Below are 21,713 nucleotides of genomic sequence, written 5' to 3'. Positions count from 1 at the left end.
TAAATTTAAAATAAAGTTTTTATTCACTATAATAGCGAGATGAAATATAGTGTTTTTGATAGTTATAAAGAAATTTTAACCTTTCTAGCCATAATTTTTACTGTTTTTATTATAAATTTAGGTTTTGAGTATTATGAATTTAAACAATTTAAGCAAGATAAATTTAAAACCATTGAAGCAAAAGTTGAAAGATCGTATCTTAAAACAAATAAAAAAGGTAGAATTTATCGTGTTTTAAAACTAAAAACTAAAGATTTTAGCTTCTATACGACATTTAAAAAAGAGTTTGATTTTAAAATTCGAGATAGTATAAAAATAGGCGTAATTACTGATAAAATAAAATTTAAAGAGTATTTAAAAAAATCATTTTATATGCCAAGCTATAATCCTAAAATTATACAAAATAAACTGAATTTTAAAGATTTTTTAATAGATAAAATCATATCTCAGCACCAAAATAGCAAAATACAAGAACTATACACCACACTATATCTTGCAACACCGATTTCAAAAGAACTTCGAGATGATGTTACAAAATGGGGAATAGCTCATATAGTTTCTATAAGTGGATTTCATTTAGGGATTATTTTTGCTACTTTATTTTTAATACTAAAACCAATTTATAAATTTTTTCAAATTAGATATTTTCCTTATAGAAGCAGTTATTTTGATATAAGCGTGTTTGGATTTTTAATAATGTTTTACTATCTAATTTTGCTAGATTTTACACCAAGTTTTTTAAGATCCCTTATAATGGCGTTTTTAGGATTTATATTTTTAGTTAGAAATTTAAAAATTTTATCATTTTGGACTCTGTTTTTGACGATATTGTTAGGAGTTGCTTTTATGCCTCAACTGCTATTTTCAATAGGTTTTTATTTTTCTTGTATGGGAGTTTATTTTATATATCTATATTTACACCATTTTAAAGATAAATTTAGCATACCAACAAATTTAATCTTATTTAATTTCTATGTTTATTTTGCTATGAATATACCTGTTTATTATTTTTTTGGTAGTGTTAGCTTATATCAAATATCGGTTATTTTGATTGGATACATTTTTGTTATTTTTTATCCATTGAGTGTAATTTTGCATATATTAAATTTAGGGTATTTATTTGATGATATTTTATTAAAATTTTTAAATTATGATATTGAGATTTATCAAATTTTAATACCTGCTTGGCTTTTTTATTTAGTAAATTTAATAGCTCTTTTAGGTATAAGATATAAAATTTTAGCTATAATTCCAGCTATTGTTGGAATTTTTCCTGTAATATTTATAAAGGATCTATTTTGAAAAAATATATTTTAACTCTATTTTTAGTCATAAATTTGCAATCTCAAGTTGTAAAGATAATTGCTGTTGGCGATATAATGTTTCATAGTCCGCAACTAAAATCTGCAAAATACGATAAAAACTACTATGATTTTTCAGATAGTTTTAGTGAAATTGAAAAATTTCTAAAAAGTGGTGATTTTGTGATTGGAAATTTTGAAAGCAGTTCAAATATAAATCGATCATTTTCTGGTTATCCGACTTTCAACACTCCGCCAATTGTATTTAAAAATTTAAAAGATGCTGGCTTTGATGCATTAAGTACTGCAAATAATCACGCCCTAGATACATCGATAAAAGGCATAATCACAACAACTAATGCTATCAAAAATGCTGGTTTAATATCATTTGGAACAGGATATGAAAAAAGTAAAATTGTAGAAGTAAAAGGTATCAAAATCGCTCTTTTTTCTTATTCGTATGGATATAATGGACTTGAAAATTCACTAAATGCAGGCGAAAAAGAGCTAATAAATTTTTTAGATGAAAAGCAAATTCAAAATGATATAAATTTTGCAAAAGAAAATGGGGCCGATTTTATAATAATCTATCCACATTGGGGAGCTGAATATAAAAGCAAAGCAAGTGAATTTCAAAAAAAATTAGCTAAAAAAATGGTTGAATTTGGTGCAGATATCGTTATAGGAAATCATCCTCATGTAGTTCAAGAAATATTATGGCATAAATCTAAAGATCATATAGGCTTTATCGCATTTTCGTGTGGAAATTTCATATCAAATCAACGACTTGAAACAATGCAAAATATAAAAACAGAACAAAGTGTAGCATTTGAAATTATAATTTCAAAAAATCAAAACAAAACAACTATATCAGATATATTCTTTCATCCACTTTGGGTAAATCCTGTTTTTGAAGATGGCAAAAAAGTCGTTAAGGTTTTTTTAGCAAAAGATATTTTAGAAAAAGAAACTTCAATAAATTTTTTAGCAAAAGATCCAAAAAATAGAGCCAATCAAGCCTATCAAATGACAAAAAAGGCTCTTAATTTTTAGTATTTTCTAAATAAATGCAAATTTTAAAACCATACAAAAACACAATCCAACCTATATAAATCCAAACAAAAAAGAATAAAAGCACGCTAAAAGAGCCATATATACTCAAATATGTTTTATTATAAAAAGCGTATTTGATAAATATAAATTTAGAAAAATTCCAAATTAAACTCGTAATAAATGAGCTAATTATTATATTTTTAAGCAAAATATTATCTGCTGAAATGATATATGTAAGGCAAAATATCGCCCAAATAATAAAATACGGCAAAAGTGCTACAATATTTATCCAGCTAGTAAGTTCGCTTTGGTTTAGTAAATCTTGAAATTTTGTTGATAGAAAAAATGAAAGTCCAAGCCCTAAAGGAGCAAGAGTTATTAAAGTCCAATATTTGCTAAAATCTTTCCAAAATCCATTTGGTTTTAAATTTAGAATTTTATTTACGACGTATTTGTAGTTATCAAAAAACATAATAGTTGTAACTATGATAGCAATAAAGCCTAAAATACCTAAATTTACACTATTTGATAAAAATTGCTCGATATATTCAGTAATGGTATCTTGATGAGATGGAAGCAAATTTGAAAAAATAAAATTTTTCATCTTTTCATAATGCTCTTTAAAGCTAGGAAGTTGAGTGAATATAGATAAAGATAGTAACAAAACTGGTATAAAAGATAAAATAGTATGATAACTAAGGCTTGCTGCGTGATTCAAAAGCTCTTTATCATAAAAATAATTAGCTAAAACCTTTAGTTTTTTATAAATTTGCTTTAAATTTAACATAACCGTCTCTCTTTTGATTTACAAATTTCATCCAAAATACACAATAATTTTAATCTCAAACTTAAATCTCTAAAAATATGCTCAAAGTCCCATTTTATAAGGGTTTAAAATATTATTTGGATCAAAAGCTTTTTTTATTTGTCTAAATAAATTCATCTCTTCATCACTAAAAGCTAAATTCATATAAGGAGCTTTTGAAATTCCAATTCCATGCTCGCCGCTTAAAGTCCCGCCTAAATCAACTGTTATTTTAAAAATTTCTTCAATTGCAGCATAGCCCTTTTTTACAGCATTTTCATCATTTTTATCAACCATTACATTTGTATGGACATTACCATCACCAGTATGACCAAAACAAGGAATTTTTATATCATATTTTTTAGAAATTTCATCTATTTTTTCTAATAATTCAGGAAGCTTTGCTCTTGGAACAGTGATATCTTCGTTAATTTTCAAAGAGCCATAAACAGTAATAGCTTGCGAGCAATTTCTTCTTGCAAACCATAAATTTGCACTCTCTTTTTCATCTTTTGCCACAACAAATTCAATCGCTTTGTTTTCTTTAAAAACTTTTTCAATTATCTCTAAATCACTGTTTAATGCTTCCATTACATCACCATCAACATCGCTAATCAAAATGGCTCCTGCATTAGTTGGTAAGCCTTTTTTATATTGATTTTCAACAGCCTTAATGCTAAGATTATCTAAAAATTCCATCGCTACAGGATTTACTCCGCTTGCTAAAGTTTTATAAACAGCATTCATTGCACTATTTACGCTATCAAAAACACCCATTGCTGTTTTTTTTAGTTTTGGTTTTGATAATAATTTAAGCGTGATTTCGGTTATTATTCCAAGACTTCCCTCACTTGCAATCAAAATTCCTGCAATATTATATCCAGCAACATCTTTTATAGTTCGCTTTCCAGCTCTTATTATATCGCCATTAGGTAAAACAGCACGTAAAGCCATTACATAATCTTTTGTGATTCCATATTTTGCCGCTCTCATTCCACCAGCATTTTCACTTACATTTCCACCAATTGTTGAGTAATTCATACTAGCAGGATCTGGTGGATAAAATAACCCTTTTTCTTCAACTGCTTTTTGCAAATCTATATTAATAACGCCTGGCTGAACAACTGCAACCATATTTTCAAGGTCGATTTCTAAAATTTTATTCATATGTTTTTCAAAACTTAAAATCACTCCGCCATTAATCGCCAAAGCTCCCCCAGTAAAGCCACTTCCAGCACCTCTTGGAATGATTGTAATTAAATTATCATTACAATATTTTAAAATTTTACTAACATCTTCTTCGTTTCTAGGAAAAAGTACGCCATCGGGACGAAATTTTTTTCTTGTTGCATCATAAGAATAAGCTAATTTATGAGCTTCATCAAAATAAGCGTTATCTTTTCCAAGAAGATTTTGAAAAAACGAAATATCAACAGCTTTCAATTTACTACTCCAAATCTAATAAATATCTATAATGTTCATTATAGTCTTTAATATAAGCACTATCAAATTTCCAAAATACAGTAGAAATTTCTTTTATATTGCTATAAAATGGAGTTTGATAATACGATACTTCGCCGCTTTGAAATTTCTTTAAAATTTCAAAGCTTCCACAATCAGCAAAAACAGCCTCTTTATCCATTGCGATGAAAATAAGACCAGCGGAATTTAACGCACAAAGCTCTCTAAAATCATCCCTGTTAGGATTTGGCTTATTATTCATACTCAAAAATGCTCCCATAATATCTGGCTCTATAAAAGTTATGTGAGGAAAAAATTTAACCACTTGATCATAAATTTCTTTATTTGGCACCACAATCAAAGCTCTATCGTATAAAAAATTCAAAATCACTTTATCTCCCACTTTTGGTAAAATTCCTGGTACAGGAAGGGCTGGTTGAGAAAGCATTCCAAAAACTTCAAATCTAACTTTTGCTGTTGTACCGTTTTTTTGAGTAACAACAGCTCTTGCAATAATCGAACTCTCGCCATTTTTAAACGAATGAGTAACAACCCCGCTACTTCCTAACACTATATTTGCACTATCTATAATTTCTCCCTCGCCATCATTAACATTAATTAAAGGCGTTTCATACGTTTTTGGATTAAAACTAGAACTAGCACTTAAAGTAACTAAAAATATAGATAAAAAAACTAAAATATGTCTCAAAACAACTCCTTAAAAAATAATCATCAAAATTATACTAAAATTTGGTTAATTTTTATAAAAACTTTTAAATTTACTTTTAAATAAAGCAAAATATAGTAAAATATATAATTTTATTTAAATCATAGCAAGGAAATTTATGATAAAAAAAATTATTTTATTTGTTTTTATATTTATGAATGCGTATTCTAGCGGATTTAAAATGAATAAATTTGAGTGGGAAAGCGGAGTTAGTTTTCTAAAATTTCTTGAAAATTCAAACATCCCTTTGTCTCTTTACTATAATCTAAGCCCCGAAGATAAAGAATTAACAGCAGAAATAGTTGCTGGAACAATGTGTGAAGTTTTAATACAAGAAGATAATTCTAATATAGAACAAATTTTAATACCAATAAGTGATGAGTTACAAATTCATATCCTTAGAGATAAAAATGATAATTTTGAACTATCTTTTTCTCCTATAATATATGAAGAGAGGGAGCATATTTTAGGAGTTTCTATCGAAAAAAACCCTCACTCTGATATCACAAAAGCTTTAAGCGATGATGCTTTAGCAAATGAATTTTCAAATATCTTCACAAAACAATCAGGAGCAAATTTTTCAAAACTCCAAAAAGGCGATCAAATAGCAATCCACTATAAACAAAAATATAGACAATCAAGACCATATCTTAGACCATTAATCTTATCAGGGATGATTGAAGATCGTGGAGAGAGCTATTATCTTTATTATTATGATTCAAAATACTATGATCAAAATGGAAAAATGTCTGAAAATTTTCTATTTAAGCTACCAATTTACGGTGCTAGAGTGTCATCTAAATTTCAACCAAAACGCTTCCATCCTGTACTTAAAATTTATAGAGCTCATCTTGGTACTGATTATGCTGCACCAAAAGGAACACCTATTAAAGCTGCTGGGGATGGTAGGGTTATATTTCTAGGCAAAAAGGGCGGATATGGAAATACTGTTGAGATACAGCATATAAATGGATATAAAACGCTTTATGCACACACAAAGGGTTTTGTAAAAGGTTTAAAAAAAGGACAAAAGGTAAAACAGGGTGAAGTTATAGCGTATGTTGGAACTACTGGATTAAGTTCTGGACCACATCTTCATTTAGGGCTTTATAAAAACAATAAAGCAATTGATTTTGAAAAAGTAGTATATAAAGAAAAAGATGGTAAATTCATAAAAGAAAAGAAAAAATTTGATGACTATGTAAAAAAAGAAAATCAAATTCTACAAAAAGCACTAGGCGGTTTTAACAATCCAGATAAAAATATAAAATTTAACGACGTAATGGATTTATAGGGTAAATTTATGATTAATGAAATTTTAAATGATGAAATAAAAAGAGCAAAAGAGCTACTTAATAATCATATAAATGATAAAAATAATGATGAATTAAGTGGGGTTGATGTAGCAGATTGTTTAAGGGTTCTTAAAAAAAATAATGAAGAAGAGTATTTTAGTTATCTAAGTAGATTAGATGTTCAAAGTCTTGTATATTCAGCCACAGATATGCCTGAGCATATCCTAAAAGATTTACTTACGATAATACCAAATGACAAACTAGTAAATGTCACAAAAGAGCTAGAAAGTGATGAGCAACTTGAGTTATTAGAGCATATCCAAGAAATAGATGAAGATAAAGCAAAAATCATTTTTGATGAACTTGATGATAATGATAAAAAAGATATTTTAAAGCTTTCAAATTACGATGATGACGAAGCTGGTGCATATATGCAAATCGAGCTTTTTAAAGCAAATTTAAACGATAGTATCCATCAAAGCATTCAAAATTTAAAACTTCTAAAAGAAAGCGATGAGATTGAGCATATTTTTAAACTTTTTGCCGTTGATGAAAAAGGTGTTTTAAAATACGCCATACCATTATCGGATCTAGTTATAAATGATTTTTCTTTAAAAATAAAAGATGTAGTAAAAAAAAATAAAGAGGATAAATTTAAAGCCATTTTTGCACACGATAATGATCCAATCGAAGATGTTGTTGCAAAATTTCATGAGTTTGATTTATCTGTTTTACCGATAGTTGATAGCAAAGGGGTTTTAGTTGGAAGAATTACAACAGATGATATACATGAGTTTATCCAAGAGAGTGCTACAGAGCAAATTTATAATCTAGTGGGAGTTGATGATGACGCCGAATATGAAGATGAAAGTATCATTAAAGCTAGCAAGTCAAGAGCTTTTTGGCTTTTAATAAATTTATTTACTGCTTTTTTAAGTTCTGCAATAATTGGAATTTTTGATCAAACAATTCAAACTTACGTAGCTCTAGCAATTTTAATGCCAATAGTTGCTTCTATGGGCGGAAATACAGGGACTCAAGCACTAACAGTAACTGTTCGAAGATTGGCTTTAGGCGAGATAGAATTTGGCGATGCAAAAAAGGTTATAAAGCGAGAAATAGGAATTTCATTGGTCAATGGACTATTTTTTGCTTTAATTGTAGGAATTGTGTCTTTTATATGGTTTAAAACACCACTTTTAGGGATAGTAATAGCGATGGCTATGCTTATAAATTTAGGCTTTTCGGGGCTTTTTGGCACTTTTATACCATTAACTTTGAAAAAATTTAATATCGATCCAGCCGTTGGCTCATCTGTGCTTTTAACAACTGCTACTGATATTATAGGATTTTTTAGCTTTTTAGGGCTTGCAACTTGGATACTTCTATGATAAATTTAAGGATAAATGAGATTAAAAAATCAAAATACATAAAGCTTTATAATATAAATTTAATAAAAAATGGCAAAGAAATTTCTTGGGAATACGCTGAAATTCACGATAGCGTTTCTACTCTTTTATATGATGAAAATAAAAAATCATTCTTGCTTGTAAAACAAATTAGAATTCCTCTTTTATATAAACAAATCAAAAATAACATTTCATCAAAAAATTTAGGCTACACATATGAGTTATGTTCTGGATTGATGGATAAAAATTTAAGTGAAAAAGAAACTGCTATAGAAGAAATTTTAGAAGAGACTGGATTTTGTGTAAAAAATTTAGAAAAAATAGCAACCTTTCACTCAGCACTTGGTACTTCTGCTACAAAACAAACTTTTTTTTATGCACAAATAGATGATAGTATGAAAATTGGCAAAGGCGGTGGAATAGATGGTGAAGAGATTGAGCTTTTTTATTTACCGATAGAAAATGCAAGAGAATTTTTAAATGATGATGATTATATAAAACCTGCTAGTTTGGGGTATTGTTTTATGTGGTGGTTTGATAAATTTGGATTTAGGCTATGAAAAAATTAATTGAGATTTTAGAAACATCAAATTTGTTTTTAACAGGCGGTGGCGGTGTTGGAAAAAGCTATGCGACAAAAGAGATTATAGAGCATTATAGAAATTTTAATAAAGGTGTTATTTGCCTTGGAAGTACTGGAATTAGTGCAGTAAATATTGGAGGTGTTACTCTACACTCATTTTTATGTCTTGGAATTTGCAAGAATTTTGATGAGTTAAAAGAGTATGATAGAAGTAGAACAATAAAAGAAAAGTTAAAAAAACTAAATGAAATTTTAAGAATGACGGATTTGATTATTATAGATGAAATTTCTATGATTTCGTGTGATGTTTTTGAGCTTGTATATTATAGATTATCAAGTTTAAATTATAATGGAAGAATTATGGTAGTAGGTGATTTTTATCAACTGCCGCCGATCACCAAAAAAGATAATCAAAATTCAAATTTATTTTATAAAAAATATGCTTTTTCATCATTTGCGTGGGATAATTTTAAATTTACAAATGTTGAATTTAAAAAGTCAAAACGAACAAAAGATTTAAAATTTTATTATTTTTTAAACAAAATACGTACTCAAGATATCAATTCATCAGTTTATAAATATTTTAGTAAATTTATAAAGACAAAATTAATGCCTGATTTTGAAAAAACAGTTCTTTTTGGAAGAAATAAAGAAGCGGATGATTTAAATAAAACAATGCTTTCAAAAATAAATTCAAAACTAGAAAAATATTATGGACATTATGAATTTTTTGATCCTGAAATCGAAGAAAATGATCACAAAATATCAAAATGGCTATCAAATTTAAATGTTTTAAATATTTTTGAGTTTAAAATAGGTGCTAAAGTGATTTTTACCATCAATAAATATAAAAACGCAAACAATCTTAACTCTTTTTTCAATGGCGAACAAGGTGAAATTATAGACATAGAAAAAGAAAACGATGAGATAATTTATATAAAAATTAAAAAATTAAATGAAGATATAATAAAAGTTGAGCCTCAGGCTTATGATTTTGGAGAATTTATAACCCACGAAAATGAGCTTAAATATAAAATTATAGCTAGTTTTTATCAATTTCCTTTACGTTTAGCTTATGGAATAACTATCCATAAATCGCAAAGTATGAGTATTGAAAATTTAAGCTGTGATTTAAATAATATTTTTGCCGATGGACAATTATATGTAGCCCTTTCAAGAGCCATAGATCCAAAAAAATTTGAAATTATTTATAATAGAAAAGAGAATTTTTATTCATATTTAAACAAGGTTATAAAAGCAAATCAAGAAGTTAGAGAATTTTATAATAACCAAACTTTTATATATCTTGATTAAATTTAAAAAATTATTGCATTATGATGTCAAAACCATCTGGAATTTTAGGCAAAAAAAGATCTTGGTTTAAATTTTCATCTTTTTTAACTTCGCTAAAAACAATTTCAACCTCATTGTCTAAATTATCTTTATAATCAATCTTATATAGCAAAGAGTCTTTTAATTCAATCTTATATAAGATATCATTGAAATTTGCAGAGTATAAATTTGGCTTTAATTTTTTAGCATTTTTTAGCACTTTAATTAAATTTGGTATATCTTTTAAATTTGTTAATATAACTTGCTCTAATTCTGGCTCAATAACTACAACTTGCGTTTTATTAAAATAAATATCTTTTAAATTTGGCGTTTTATAACTCCAAAACGCAGCACTATTTGTAGCAAAAAAATTTCCGCTATATATTATTTTGCTATCTTTATTTTTAATAGTTTGTATAAAATCTGCACTTAAAGTTTTAAACTCTAACTCATAACAAAAAGCAAAATTTAAAAAAAATATCAAAAATAGAGATATGAATTTCATTTTTTTCATTTTTTATCCTTAAAACTGCAAAAAATTATAGCAAGTTTAATTTAATGTATGATAAAATAATAAGAAAATTATTTTTAAGGTATTTTAATGTTAAAAAATGTAGTTGGTAAAATTTTTGGGACAAGAAATGATCGTTTAGTTAAGCAATACGCAAAAAAAGTTGCACAAATAAACGCCTTAGAATCAAAATTTGAGTCTTTAAATGATGATGATTTAAAGCAATATTTCTTAAATTTGCAAAATAGCGTTATAAATGGTGAAAAAAGCTTAGATGATGTGTTATTTGAAGTATTTGCGATCGTTAGAGAATCAAGCAAAAGAGTTTTAAATATGCGTCATTTTGACGTTCAGTTAATTGGCGGAATGGTGCTTCATGATGGTAATATAGCTGAGATGAAAACAGGAGAAGGTAAAACTTTGGTTGCAACCCTTCCTGTTATTTTAAATGCAATGACTAAAAAAGGCGTGCATGTAGTAACTGTTAATGATTACTTAGCTAAAAGAGATGCTAAAGAAATGGGTGCCTTGTATGAATTTTTGGGCTTTAGCGTAGGAGTTATAGTTGGTGGAGAGTATGATGATGCAAAAAGAAAAGCAGCCTACAACTCTGATATAACTTATGGCACAAATAATGAATTTGGATTTGATTATTTAAGAGACAATATGAAATTTAGGTTAGAAGATAAAGTCCAAAGATCTCATAATTTTGTAATAGTAGATGAAGTTGATAGCATTTTAATAGACGAAGCAAGAACTCCTTTAATCATCTCTGGACCAACAAATAAAACATTGGATGGGTATATAAAAGCAAATGAAGTAGCTCTGCAACTTAAAAAAGGAAAAGCCCCTGAAAATATACTAGATAAAGATGCAAAACCAACAGGAGATTTTATAATAGATGAAAAGAATAGAACTGTAATTCCAACAGAAGCTGGCATAACAAAAGCAGAAAAGCTTTTTGGTGTAGATAATTTATATAGTCTTGAAAATGCTGTTTTAAGCCACTATTTAGATCAGGCTTTAAAAGCAAACTATCTTTTTGAAAAAGATGTTCATTATGTAGTTAAAGATAATGAGGTTGTAATAGTGGATGAATTTACAGGAAGGTTAAGCGAAGGAAGGCGTTTTAGCGAAGGTCTTCATCAAGCACTTGAAGCAAAAGAAGGGGTTAAAATTCAAGAAGAAAGCCAAACTCTAGCTGATATAACATTTCAAAACTATTTTAGATTATATAAAAAATTAGCTGGAATGACTGGAACTGCTCAAACAGAAGCAGCAGAATTTAGTCAAATTTATAATCTTGATGTGATCTCAATACCTACAAATTTACCTATTCAAAGAAAAGATCAAAACGACTTAATCTATAAAACAGAAAGAGAAAAATTTAATGCAGTGATTGAAGAAATTCAAAAAGCAAATAAAAATGGACAACCTGTTTTAGTTGGAACTGCTTCTATTGAAAAAAGCGAAGTTTTACATAGACTTTTAAAAGAGGCAAAAATTCCTCACTCAGTTTTAAATGCTAAAAATCACGAAAAAGAAGCAGAAATTATTGCAGAAGCTGGCAGAAAAGGTGCTGTAACTGTTGCTACAAATATGGCTGGACGCGGGGTCGATATTAAGATAAATGATGATATAAAAAATCTTGGAGGACTTTATATTATAGGAACAGAAAGACACGAAAGTAGAAGAATTGATAATCAATTGCGTGGTAGATCCGGCAGACAAGGCGATCCAGGAGAGAGTAGATTTTTTTTAAGTTTGGAAGATAATTTGCTTAGAATTTTTGGTAGCGATAAGATCAAATCAATAATGGAAAGACTAGGAATAAAAGAAGGTGAAAGTATTGAAAGCAAGATGGTTACAAGAGCTGTTGAGAATGCACAAAAAAAGGTAGAAAGTCTTCATTTTGAGAGTAGAAAATATATTCTTGAATATGATGATATTGCAAATGAACAGAGAAAAACGATATACAAATATAGAAACGAACTTTTAGATCCAAATTTTGATTTAAGCCAAAAGATTGAATCAAATATGCAAGATTATGTTGTTTATCTTTTAGATAGTGTTGAAATTTTTAACGGAAAAATATCTCAAGATTTTAATTTAGAAGGACTTATTAATATAATCTATCAAGAAACTGGATACAAATTTCAAATAGATGATTTAAAAAAAGATTATGAAGATTTAAAAGATTTTATTTTTAATACATTAAAACAAAATTACAACGATAAAATGAGTATTTTAGATAAAGAATACAAAAAAACTATAGAAAAACAAATTTATCTGCAAATTTTAGATAGAGATTGGAGAGAACATCTTTATCAAATGGATATATTAAAAACAGGTATTGGTCTTCGTGGATATAATCAAAAAGATCCATTAACAGAATACAAAAAAGAAAGCTATAATCTTTTTATAGAGTTAGTTAATCGCTTAAAAATAGATAGCATAAAAACATTGCAAGCTATAAGATTTCAAACTAATGAAGATATAAATAATATGCAAAATTACCCAGAAAATAACAATCAAAAAGATGAATCACATCAAAATTTATCTCAAAAAAATAATAAAATAACGCAAAATAAAAAACCAAAAAGAAATGAACCTTGCCCTTGCGAAAGCGGTAAAAAATATAAAGATTGTTGTGGAAAAAGTGGTCCAAAAAAAGGAGCTTTTGCAAATTAAATGGTAAAATATTTAGTTTTTAAATATCTAAGATTTGATAAAACTCAACCCTTTATAAGTCTTTGTGCGATTTTAGCTTTTTTAGGTGTTAGTATAGGTGTGGCTGTTTTAATTATAGCTATGGCTATTATGAATGGTTTTGATAAAGAATTTGAAAGAAAACTTTTTACTATGAACTATCCAATAACCATTCTTAGCCCTTTTAAAGAAGGTGTTTCAAAAGAAGATTTGCAAAATTTAAAAGCAAATTTTAAAGATATAAAATTTAGCCCATTTATTAGTTCTCAAGTTATTATTAAAAACACAAATAAACTTGAAGGCGGTATGATATTTGGTGTAAATTTAGATGATGAAAAAGAGATAAATAGTGTTGTTAAAGATGGTGCAAAAAATATAAATTTAGACAATTTTGGAATTTTAATCGGTAAAGGTTTGAAGGATGAATTTCTTATAAAAGATGGCGATAAAATCACTTTGCTTTTTGCAAAAAATGACGCAGCTGGATTTTCTTTAATGCCCAAAATGAAGAGATTTGAAGTAAAAAGCAGTTTTTCATCGGGATTAATAGCCTATGATAAGAGCTATATATATGCAAATATTAATGATTTGGCTAAAATTTTAGGTTATAAAAATGGTAAATTTGATGGAATTCACATTTATTCAAAAGATCCATTTAAAGATAAAGATAAAATTAATGCCGTGCTTCCAGACAGGTTGGTTGCTGTTGGCTGGTGGGAACAAAATGGTAATTTCTTTTCAGCTTTAGCTTTGGAAAAAAGAGCATTATTTATAGTTTTAATGCTTATAATTTTAGTTGCAAGCTTAAATATAATAAGCTCGCTTTTAATGACGGTTATGAATAGACGTCAAGAGATTGCCCTACTCTTAAGTTTAGGGGCTTCAAAAAGTGAAGTAAAAAAAGTGTTTTTTTACATTGGGATGGTGATTGGTGGTGGAGGAATGGTTTTTGGGCTTATAATGGGAATTTTAGGGGTTTGGATACTTGGTAGTTTTGATATTGTAAATTTACCTGCTGATGTTTATGGTAGCTCGAAACTGCCAATGGAGCTTTCAAAATTTGATTTAATTTCAATCATCATTGGCTCTTTTATAGTAGTAACGCTTTCATCATACTATCCAGCTAAAAAATCAACTCAAGTTGATGTTTTATCAACTTTAAGAAACGAATAAAGGAAATTTATGCAAAAACTACAAGTTTTAAAATGGTTTGATGTTGTAATCATATCAATGATAATGTTTTCATTTTTTATCTATAGCTCAGCTATTGGATATTTCGGGTTAAAAACAGGTGCTGTAAGTTTAAATGATAATTTAGATTTTTCATCATCGCAAAATTACTTGACTATTTTAACTGAAATTTTCTTTTTAATGATTACATTTTTATATTTAAAATTTAGAAATTTTGACTTTTTGGTGCTTTTTGAAAAAATAAAATTTAATATCAAATCTGTATTTTTAGGGATATTACTTTTTATTATTCTAGCTTTTTTGATGGATTTGTGCTCTATTTTAATGATAGGCTTTTATGAAAATTTAGACGATGTAGATACAGATATTTTAATAAATTTTGATAGTTCTATTATTTTATTTTCTATTGTAAATGGATTTTATGAAGAGATATTTTTTCTTGGAATTTGCCTGCTTGTAGATAAAAAATTCCTACCTTACGCACTATTTTATGGACTTTTAATAAGATTTAGCTTTCATACTTATCAAGGGATGATAACTGCTTTAGAGATTGGGTTTTTCTTTGGTGCATTTGTATATATTTTCCACAAATACATAAAAAATCTCGTTCCATTTTTTATAGCTCATGCAATAGGCGATATGATAGGAATTTCTACTTCTTATTTTTGGCAGTTTTTATCTATTTTTGATTAAATTTAAATATAAAAATTTCAAAATAATTTTTATATTTTAAACTAAATTTAATATTTTTTAGATAGAATACAAATCTCAAACTAATATCAAGCCCAGGTGGTGAAATTGGTAGACGCACCAGACTCAAAATCTGGCGGAGGCAACTCCGTGTCGGTTCGATTCCGACCCTGGGCACCACTAAATGTTTTTAATATATTATATGATTTTAAAAATTTAAAAGGTTTTAAATGAAAATTTTATTTTCTCCAAGTGAAGCAAAAAGTAGCATCTTAGGGAGCGATAGATTTAGTATAGACAGCTTGATTTTTCCAAATTTAAATAGAAAATTTGTTTTAGACAAATATGAAAATTTCATTAAAACCTCGTATGATTTAACAAAAATTTTTGGCACAAAAAATCAAAATTTAATAAATTATTATAAAAATAGCTTTCAACAAAATGTTGGCATAAAAGCTATTTTAAGATATGATGGCGTAGCATTTAAAAGTCTTGATTATAGAAATTTAAATAAAGACAGTCAAAATTATATAGATCAAAATACTCTTATATTTTCAAATTTATTTGGAGTTGTTAGAGCTAATGATATTTTACCTGATTATAAACTCAAACAAGGCGAAAATTTGGGTGATTTTAAAATTGATAAATTTTACAGTGCTGAGTTAAAAAAAATTTTAGATAGTTATTTAGATGATGATATTTTGGATTTAAGAGCCAATTTCTACGATAAATTTTATAGACCAAGTAAAAATCTTATAACTCTAAAATTTATAAAAAATGGTAAAATTGTAAGTCATTTTGCAAAACATTATAGAGGAATTATTTTAAATACAGTAGCCTTGCATCAAATAAAATCAGTGGATGATTTTTTAAATTTAAATTTTCATAATCTAAAATTAATTGATATAAAAGAGATTAAAAATAAAACAGAGATAAATTTTGAAATAATCTAGATTTAACTCATATTTTTCATTCAAAAACGAAATAATTATAAAATTTAGCATTTTTTTATTAAATTTTTGAAATTTAATCGCTAAAGTATTGTTTTTTTACTAAAAGTATTGTAAAATGGCGACTACAAACTTTTATTTAAAGGATATTATATGAAAAAAGCTGATTTTATTCAAATGGTTGCCGATAAGGCTCAATTAACTAAAAAAGACGCTAATGTTGCTTTGGATGCTATACTTGAAAGTATAGAAGAAGTTTTAATAAAAGGCGACAATATTAGTTTTATAGGTTTTGGTTCTTTTGATGTTACTAAAAGAGCAGCAAGAGAAGGCAAGGTTCCAGGAACAGACAAAACTTATAAATCACCAGAAACAAAGGTTGTTAAATTTAAAGTTGGCAAAAAGCTAAAAGATGCAGTTTCTAAAGCAAAATAATTAAATAAAATTTCAAAGGAATTTAGCTTAGTCTAAATTCCTTTTTATATCAAAAAAGATTTTAAAGCAAATCTATCATTACAATTTTTATCTCAACCAAATTCTATTTTTTAATATAATTAAATAAATTTAAAATAACCAAGCCTTATTGTTAAACAATAAAATAAATTATCAAAAAGTAAATGTTTTATTAGTCTCTATATGACTTTAAATAGAATTTAAATCTTATTTGAATCTCAGTTTTTCAAAATCAACTCTTCAATTTATTGTAAATTTAACCCAAACTCCAAAAAATCAGCTTTAAGTTATAAATTTATAAGAAAAATTTTTCTGTTTCAATTTAGAGGTCATAAAAGTTGATAATTTTTTTAATAAATTAAAATTTAAATGCTAAATTAACACAAAACTCAGTAGCGAAATTATTTTATAAAAACATCTACTTTAAGCACAAAAAAGGTCGTAGTAAATTTAAAAAGCAAAAATGAGTTTGTAAATGATATTAATAAAATTAAAAATTTTAGGGATTGTAAGACTAAAATGACTAAATTAAAAGGGGTGAAGAAAAAAATTTATACTTAAAAATACTAGTTTTGATATGCAAAAAACTTTATTAAATTTTATTAAAACTGATTTTGTTTTGCTGAATCTAAAATATTATAATCTACTTAGCTAAATTCTCTGCTACATCAGCTGCTAGTTTTAGTTTTTCACTGCTAAAATGCGTGTATATTCTTGAAGTATTTAAGCTAGCATGACCTAGTGCTTCTTGCACTAAAACCAAATCTTTTTGTTTTTTATAAAGCATAGTAGCAAATGTATGCCTAAGCATATGAGCTCCATTTTTTGCCTTTCTTATCCCTGCTTTAAAAAGAATTTGTTCCACAATTCTACTAACATATGCTTGAGTTAATGCTTTACCTTTTCTATTTACAAACAAAAGCCCATCTTTATTTTCATAATTTATCTCTAAATTTTCAAGTAAATTTTCTATCAAATGCCTTTTTATCATTACTATTCTATATTTATTTCCTTTACCCCTGATTCTTATAACATACAAATCATCATCTTGACTTATATCTTTTTTCTTTAAATTTATAGCTTCACCAACCCTTATGCCTGTAAAAATTATAATTTTAATGATTAATTTATTTCTTGTTGTATTTGTTTTAAAATCACTATTTTCAATAGCCTTTAAAAATTCGCTAACCTCTTCTTCGCTCATATATTCTGGTAGTTTTTGCCCCCTTGTTCCACTTACTCCACCCCAATTTTTTAGTTCAATATTAAAATTATGAGAATTTCCATTATCTTCATTTTGTTTATCCAAATATGAAAAAAAATTTATTGCAGAAATTCTATAATTTTTTTTACTAGCATCGCTAAGTCCCCCCGTAATACTAGCCAAAATTTCACTAATTAACTCTTCATCTATTTGTTTTAATGATTTTAATTCATAAAAACAAAGTGTTTCATATATTTTTTTAAGAGGATTAAAATATGTATTTATTCCGCTAAGCCCAATATTTCTTGCTTTTTTTACTAAAGAATCAAGTTCTTCTATATTTAAAACACCTTTGCTTAGATTAAAATTTATACTAGCTAATATTTTGTAATCTTTTAATTCTTTATTTGAAAGAGAGCTTAATTTAAATTTTACATATCTAGCAATCCAAAAAAGCATAGATTTTTCAAAATTATCTTTATAATCAAGTTTATATTTCAAATTTCATCCCCTATATGAAAAAATCTAATCAAAAATTACGAATGGAAGTTCTATAGTATTTTTAATTAAATTAAATGGACTCAAAAGCACATCACTAACAACCCTATTTTTAAAAATTGGATTATTTAAATACCCTCTTATTTCAATTATAGTTGAAATTGCCCTATCTTTACCTAAAATAACTTGATTAAAGATAGGAATATATCCTATAATCGAACTTGCATCTTTTAAATAAATTAGTTCTAAATCTAAATTTAATGCACCACTTTTTAAGTCAATATTACCCTTTCCTGCAATATCTGCACTACTTCCATTTAAATTTAAAGCATTTATATTTAAAATATTTTGTTTTTTTGTAAAATAAATTTTTCCATCTTTTACACTAAATCCTTTATTATTAAAATCTGGAGTTTTAAAATTAAGCAAAGATGGGATAGAATTTATAAAAGATAGTAGTTTTTGATATAAAACCAAATCACTCAAATATCCTTTTTTTATTAAAATTTCACCCCTAAAATCATCAAAACTGCTGCCAATAGCTTTTACCATGAATTCACCTTTTTCAAATATTTTTCTATTTAAAAATTCATTAATATTTTCACCACTAATTTTTTGAGCAAAAAATGACAATAAATTTGGCTTTATAGTAAGTAAAATTTCACCATTATTTAAAGTTTTTCCCTTAAATTTAGTAGAATTTTCATATAAATTTGCAGAATAAGAATCCAAATATAGAGTTTTATTTATATCTTTAAAAATAATATTAGAATTTATTGCGTTTACTTTTATGTTTGGGGTGCTTGTTTGATTTTTATCACTTACTAATATTAAATCAAGATTTTTAATATCCAAATTTACCTCATCGCCTAAAATATTAAAATTAATCAAATCGCTTTTTGTAAAGCCTCTTATGATGGAATTTTTAATCTCTATATTTAAATCATCTTGTTTATAACTTTTACCATCTTTGGTTAAAAATGGTGTTTGAGCAACAAAATCTTGCACTTTTATTTTAAAATTCTTAAAATTTTTTGTAGCAATCTCAACCTTTCCGCGTTCTACATTTAAATCTTGCAAAAATTCACTATCCAAAGCAAGAGAATTTAAATCTTGTAAATACAATAAATACGAACCTGGAGATAATTTTAAATTTACACCTAAATTATAAATTACAACATTTGTGATTTTGCCACTAAAATCGATATCTATAGGAGTTTGAAAATTTATTTTATTATATATATTTTCTACGCTTAAATTTTTAAAATCAGCATTTAAATTTGCTATTTTTTTATTTAAATTTATACTTCCAGTAATATTTTTTATATCAAAAATATCGCCAAATTTCAAACTCGTATTTTTTATATCAATCAAGGAGTTATTTAAATCTATTTGACTATTTTTTATATCAAATTTTATATTATTTAAATTAATTTGACTATTTTTTAATTCAAAATTACCATTATACTTTACATCAAAAGGATCAACGCCAATGTCTAATAAAATCTCACTTTTTAACTCTCCACTTAGTTGTTTAAAAGGCAAATCTATATCATAATTTTTTAATATTTTTAAAATTTCATCATCTAACAAACTATCTGTTTTTAAGTATATTAAAATTTTAGTATTTTTAAATAAATCTTTTATAAAAACAGAGCTATTATATAAATTTTTATCAATATATTTTGGATTTTGTAGCTCAAATTTTAAGTTTCCATTTAATAGAGTAATTTTGGCACTTTCTACCTTAACAGGGCTTAAATTTTTATCAAAACTCACATTTAAATCATAAGCATACCCCTCGCCTTTCATTCCATAAAGTTTATAATCAAGCTTTGATAAATCAATCTCTCCATCGAGAAAATCAATATAATAATTCTTTGCCACAATTTTTCCATAAATCCACTCTTTAAGATCTTCATCCATAGCTGTTTTGAAGCCAAGTTCATTCATAAATTGCTCTAAACTACTAGCATAAACACTCTTGATGTTATATTTTAATATTTTATTTTCTATATTAAAATCTAATTTTCCATTTATTTCGTGCGTTGAAAAAAAACCATCAAAATAGTAAAATTTATCGATAAAATCAATATATAAATCTCCAATTAAAGTTAAATTAAAATCCTTAAAAGAAAGCTCTTTTATGCCTATTTTAAATTTTTTATCTTTTGTAAAAATTTCAGTATCAATTTTCAAAAAAGGCGTATCTATATAAAAAATTTTATCTTTATAAAGAACTGTTAAATTTGTATCATAAATTTTAATATTTTTTAAATCTATTTCTTGAAAAAAACTATTTATGGCTCTAAAATATTTAGCTAAATTTTCAAAAATTTTAGCATCAAATTTTGTAGATTCTAGACTATTTTTGCCATAGATGTTAATATTTTTTGCTTTTAATATCAATTTATTGTCAAATTTAATATATAATTGTTCGATGCTAAAAATGTCATTTTTATAGCTATTTATACTAATTCCATTTTTTAGCCAAACAAAATTTAAAGAGAGGATTATCATGAGTATGACCACAATAGTTAAAATTATCTTTGCTATTTTTGATATTATTTTCATTCTTACCCTTGCTTTTATTATAGATTTAACCGCACCAACGCCTTTTAAAAATGAAATTTTTATACCAAAAGGAAGTGCTACTAAAATTATATCACATTTATCAAAGCAAAATTTTAATGCAACTATTTTTGATTCAAAAATTTTAGAAAAAATAGGAAAAATACAGAGCGGATACTTAAATTTAGAAGGTCAAAATTTAACTAAAATAGATTTTTTTTATCAATTAACAAAAGCAAAACCAGTAATTGATGAAATTACCTTAATTCCAGGCGAAACAACCATCGTAACTTTAAAAAACATAGCTAAAGAAAAAAATTTAGATTTCATAAAGCTTGAGATTGATTTTAATCAAACCGCACCTTTTTATGAAGGTTTTTTAGTGCCAGAGACTTATTATTTACCAAAAGGATTAAAAGAGAGTGAGATTATAAAATTTTTAGTAGAAAAATCTAAAATTTATCACAAAAATTTATCAAAAGAGATTCTAGGAGATTTTAATAAAACAAAATGGCAAGAAATATTAATAATTGCTTCTATTATCCAAAAAGAAGCTGCCAATGCAAAAGAAATGCCCATAATTAGCTCTGTTATACAAAATAGACTTAAAAAAAATATGCGTCTTCAAATGGATGGTACTTTAAATTATGGTGAATTTTCTCATCAAAAAATAACACCTTGGCGTATTAAAAATGATAAAAGCCACTTTAACACATATTTAAACAATGGGCTTCCAAAAAGTGCTATTTGCTTAGTATCCAAACAGGCTATCAAAGCTGCTATAAATCCAATAGAAAGCGAATTTTTATATTTTGTAAGAGATAAAAAAACAGGTGCACATATATTTACAAAAAGCTTACATGAACATCTAAAAGCTATAAATTTACAAAAAAATATAAAATAATTTTGTTAATTTTTTTATTTATAAAATTTTATTTTTAAAATGGTAAAATTACAAAATCAAATTTAA

At 26.3% G+C, this 21,713-nt stretch carries 18 protein-coding genes and 1 tRNA gene; 13 read left to right on the top strand and 6 right to left on the bottom strand.

Translation table 11 applies throughout. The annotated features are described in order from the left end of the window. Positions 1 to 39: 39 nt before the first annotated feature. Both F1B92_RS03730 and F1B92_RS03725 read left to right on the top strand, forming a co-directional pair. Positions 40 to 1,302, top strand: coding sequence for a ComEC/Rec2 family competence protein (locus tag F1B92_RS03730; RefSeq protein ID WP_154570569.1), 1,263 nt, complete (start codon positions 40 to 42; stop codon positions 1,300 to 1,302). Continuing rightward, positions 1,299 to 2,354 carry a CapA family protein gene (locus F1B92_RS03725; protein WP_229770905.1) on the top strand — a complete coding sequence of 352 codons (1,056 nt, stop codon included), beginning with the start codon at positions 1,299 to 1,301 and terminating at the stop codon, positions 2,352 to 2,354. Before F1B92_RS03730 ends, F1B92_RS03725 begins: the two co-directional genes overlap by 4 nt. Here F1B92_RS03725 and F1B92_RS03720 read toward each other — a convergent pair. The 3 genes from F1B92_RS03720 to F1B92_RS03710 form a co-directional block, all read right to left on the bottom strand. Next, positions 2,344 to 3,141: a YihY family inner membrane protein gene (locus F1B92_RS03720; protein ID WP_154570568.1), complete on the bottom strand. Its 798-nt coding sequence runs from the start codon at positions 3,139 to 3,141 to the stop codon at positions 2,344 to 2,346. The genes F1B92_RS03725 and F1B92_RS03720 overlap by 11 nt on opposite strands. 81 nt (positions 3,142 to 3,222) lie before the next feature. After that, entirely contained in the window at positions 3,223 to 4,602 is a 1,380-nt protein-coding gene (locus F1B92_RS03715) for an FAD-linked oxidase C-terminal domain-containing protein (protein ID WP_154570567.1), read from the bottom strand. Between the two features lie 4 nt (positions 4,603 to 4,606). Beyond that, positions 4,607 to 5,329 carry a plasminogen-binding N-terminal domain-containing protein gene (locus tag F1B92_RS03710; protein ID WP_154570566.1) on the bottom strand — a complete coding sequence of 241 codons (723 nt, stop codon included), beginning with the start codon at positions 5,327 to 5,329 and terminating at the stop codon, positions 4,607 to 4,609. Positions 5,330 to 5,465: 136 nt separating this feature from the next. Between F1B92_RS03710 and F1B92_RS03705 the strand changes: the two genes are divergently transcribed. Genes F1B92_RS03705 through F1B92_RS03690 form a run of 4 tightly spaced genes read left to right on the top strand, consistent with a single transcriptional unit; the run spans position 5,466 to position 9,948 of the window. Next, positions 5,466 to 6,641: a peptidoglycan DD-metalloendopeptidase family protein gene (locus F1B92_RS03705; protein WP_154570565.1), complete on the top strand. Its 1,176-nt coding sequence runs from the start codon at positions 5,466 to 5,468 to the stop codon at positions 6,639 to 6,641. Between the two features lie 9 nt (positions 6,642 to 6,650). Then, entirely contained in the window at positions 6,651 to 8,033 is a 1,383-nt protein-coding gene (gene mgtE, locus F1B92_RS03700) for a magnesium transporter (protein WP_154570564.1), read from the top strand. Next, positions 8,030 to 8,611 (top strand): NUDIX domain-containing protein, encoded by a 582-nt coding sequence (locus F1B92_RS03695; protein WP_229770904.1) that lies wholly within the window; start codon positions 8,030 to 8,032, stop codon positions 8,609 to 8,611. The genes mgtE and F1B92_RS03695 overlap by 4 nt, the downstream gene beginning before the upstream one ends. After that, positions 8,608 to 9,948, top strand: coding sequence for an ATP-dependent DNA helicase (locus tag F1B92_RS03690; RefSeq protein ID WP_154570562.1), 1,341 nt, complete (start codon positions 8,608 to 8,610; stop codon positions 9,946 to 9,948). The genes F1B92_RS03695 and F1B92_RS03690 overlap by 4 nt, the downstream gene beginning before the upstream one ends. 10 nt (positions 9,949 to 9,958) lie before the next feature. Here F1B92_RS03690 and lolA read toward each other — a convergent pair whose 3' ends face one another. Next, the gene (gene lolA, locus F1B92_RS03685) at positions 9,959 to 10,480 is read right to left on the bottom strand and encodes a LolA-like outer membrane lipoprotein chaperone (protein ID WP_154570561.1); all 522 of its coding nucleotides are present in this window, start codon (positions 10,478 to 10,480) and stop codon (positions 9,959 to 9,961) included. An 87-nt stretch (positions 10,481 to 10,567) separates the two neighbouring features. Between lolA and secA the strand changes: the two genes are divergently transcribed. The 6 genes from secA (at position 10,568) to F1B92_RS03655 (ending at position 16,452) form a co-directional block, all read left to right on the top strand. Next, complete coding sequence (gene secA, locus F1B92_RS03680) at positions 10,568 to 13,168, top strand: preprotein translocase subunit SecA (protein WP_154570560.1); 2,601 nt, start codon at positions 10,568 to 10,570, stop codon at positions 13,166 to 13,168. Then, on the top strand, positions 13,169 to 14,359 hold the full coding sequence (locus F1B92_RS03675) for an ABC transporter permease (RefSeq protein WP_154570559.1): 1,191 nt from the start codon (positions 13,169 to 13,171) through the stop codon (positions 14,357 to 14,359). It begins immediately after the preceding gene. A 9-nt stretch (positions 14,360 to 14,368) separates the two neighbouring features. Next, the gene (locus F1B92_RS03670) at positions 14,369 to 15,070 is read left to right on the top strand and encodes a CPBP family glutamic-type intramembrane protease (RefSeq protein WP_154570558.1); all 702 of its coding nucleotides are present in this window, start codon (positions 14,369 to 14,371) and stop codon (positions 15,068 to 15,070) included. 90 nt (positions 15,071 to 15,160) lie between these two features. After that, a tRNA-Leu gene (locus F1B92_RS03665) sits at positions 15,161 to 15,247 on the top strand. Between the two features lie 50 nt (positions 15,248 to 15,297). Next, entirely contained in the window at positions 15,298 to 16,020 is a 723-nt protein-coding gene (locus F1B92_RS03660) for a YaaA family protein (protein WP_154570557.1), read from the top strand. Positions 16,021 to 16,170: 150 nt separating this feature from the next. After that, complete coding sequence (locus F1B92_RS03655) at positions 16,171 to 16,452, top strand: HU family DNA-binding protein (RefSeq protein ID WP_154570556.1); 282 nt, start codon at positions 16,171 to 16,173, stop codon at positions 16,450 to 16,452. A gap of 661 nt (positions 16,453 to 17,113) precedes the next feature. Here F1B92_RS03655 and F1B92_RS03650 read toward each other — a convergent pair. Together F1B92_RS03650 and F1B92_RS03645 are read right to left on the bottom strand one after the other, a co-directional pair. Continuing rightward, on the bottom strand, positions 17,114 to 18,175 hold the full coding sequence (locus F1B92_RS03650; protein ID WP_154570555.1) for a tyrosine-type recombinase/integrase: 1,062 nt from the start codon (positions 18,173 to 18,175) through the stop codon (positions 17,114 to 17,116). A gap of 24 nt (positions 18,176 to 18,199) precedes the next feature. Further along, positions 18,200 to 20,746, bottom strand: coding sequence for a YhdP family protein (locus tag F1B92_RS03645; RefSeq protein WP_154570554.1), 2,547 nt, complete (start codon positions 20,744 to 20,746; stop codon positions 18,200 to 18,202). On the opposite strand from F1B92_RS03645, the gene mltG reads away from it, so the two are divergent. After that, complete coding sequence (mltG, locus tag F1B92_RS03640) at positions 20,697 to 21,647, top strand: endolytic transglycosylase MltG (RefSeq protein WP_154570553.1); 951 nt, start codon at positions 20,697 to 20,699, stop codon at positions 21,645 to 21,647. The two genes, F1B92_RS03645 and mltG, sit on opposite strands and share 50 nt — an antisense overlap. Positions 21,648 to 21,713 lie beyond the last annotated feature (66 nt).

The organism is Campylobacter portucalensis (assembly GCF_009690845.1).
GTDB classification, from domain to species: Bacteria; Campylobacterota; Campylobacteria; order Campylobacterales; family Campylobacteraceae; genus Campylobacter_B; species Campylobacter_B portucalensis.
The sequence above is the reverse complement of the archived record's forward strand: the minus strand, read 5'-3'. Positions and strand labels throughout refer to the sequence as shown.

Excerpts from the sequence above, each read along its gene's own strand:
- F1B92_RS03730 (WP_154570569.1), top strand. The coding sequence starts at position 40 with ATGAAATATAGTGTTTTTGATAGTTATAAAGAAATTTTAACCTTTCTA.
- F1B92_RS03720 (WP_154570568.1), bottom strand. The coding sequence starts at position 3,141 with ATGTTAAATTTAAAGCAAATTTATAAAAAACTAAAGGTTTTAGCTAAT.
- F1B92_RS03705 (WP_154570565.1), top strand. The coding sequence starts at position 5,466 with ATGATAAAAAAAATTATTTTATTTGTTTTTATATTTATGAATGCGTAT.
- mgtE (WP_154570564.1), top strand. The coding sequence starts at position 6,651 with ATGATTAATGAAATTTTAAATGATGAAATAAAAAGAGCAAAAGAGCTA.
- F1B92_RS03695 (WP_229770904.1), top strand. The coding sequence starts at position 8,030 with ATGATAAATTTAAGGATAAATGAGATTAAAAAATCAAAATACATAAAG.
- F1B92_RS03690 (WP_154570562.1), top strand. The coding sequence starts at position 8,608 with ATGAAAAAATTAATTGAGATTTTAGAAACATCAAATTTGTTTTTAACA.
- lolA (WP_154570561.1), bottom strand. The coding sequence starts at position 10,480 with ATGAAAAAAATGAAATTCATATCTCTATTTTTGATATTTTTTTTAAAT.
- secA (WP_154570560.1), top strand. The coding sequence starts at position 10,568 with ATGTTAAAAAATGTAGTTGGTAAAATTTTTGGGACAAGAAATGATCGT.
- F1B92_RS03675 (WP_154570559.1), top strand. The coding sequence starts at position 13,169 with ATGGTAAAATATTTAGTTTTTAAATATCTAAGATTTGATAAAACTCAA.
- F1B92_RS03670 (WP_154570558.1), top strand. The coding sequence starts at position 14,369 with ATGCAAAAACTACAAGTTTTAAAATGGTTTGATGTTGTAATCATATCA.
- F1B92_RS03660 (WP_154570557.1), top strand. The coding sequence starts at position 15,298 with ATGAAAATTTTATTTTCTCCAAGTGAAGCAAAAAGTAGCATCTTAGGG.
- F1B92_RS03655 (WP_154570556.1), top strand. The coding sequence starts at position 16,171 with ATGAAAAAAGCTGATTTTATTCAAATGGTTGCCGATAAGGCTCAATTA.
- mltG (WP_154570553.1), top strand. The coding sequence starts at position 20,697 with ATGACCACAATAGTTAAAATTATCTTTGCTATTTTTGATATTATTTTC.
- F1B92_RS03645 (WP_154570554.1), bottom strand. The coding sequence starts at position 20,746 with ATGAAAATAATATCAAAAATAGCAAAGATAATTTTAACTATTGTGGTC.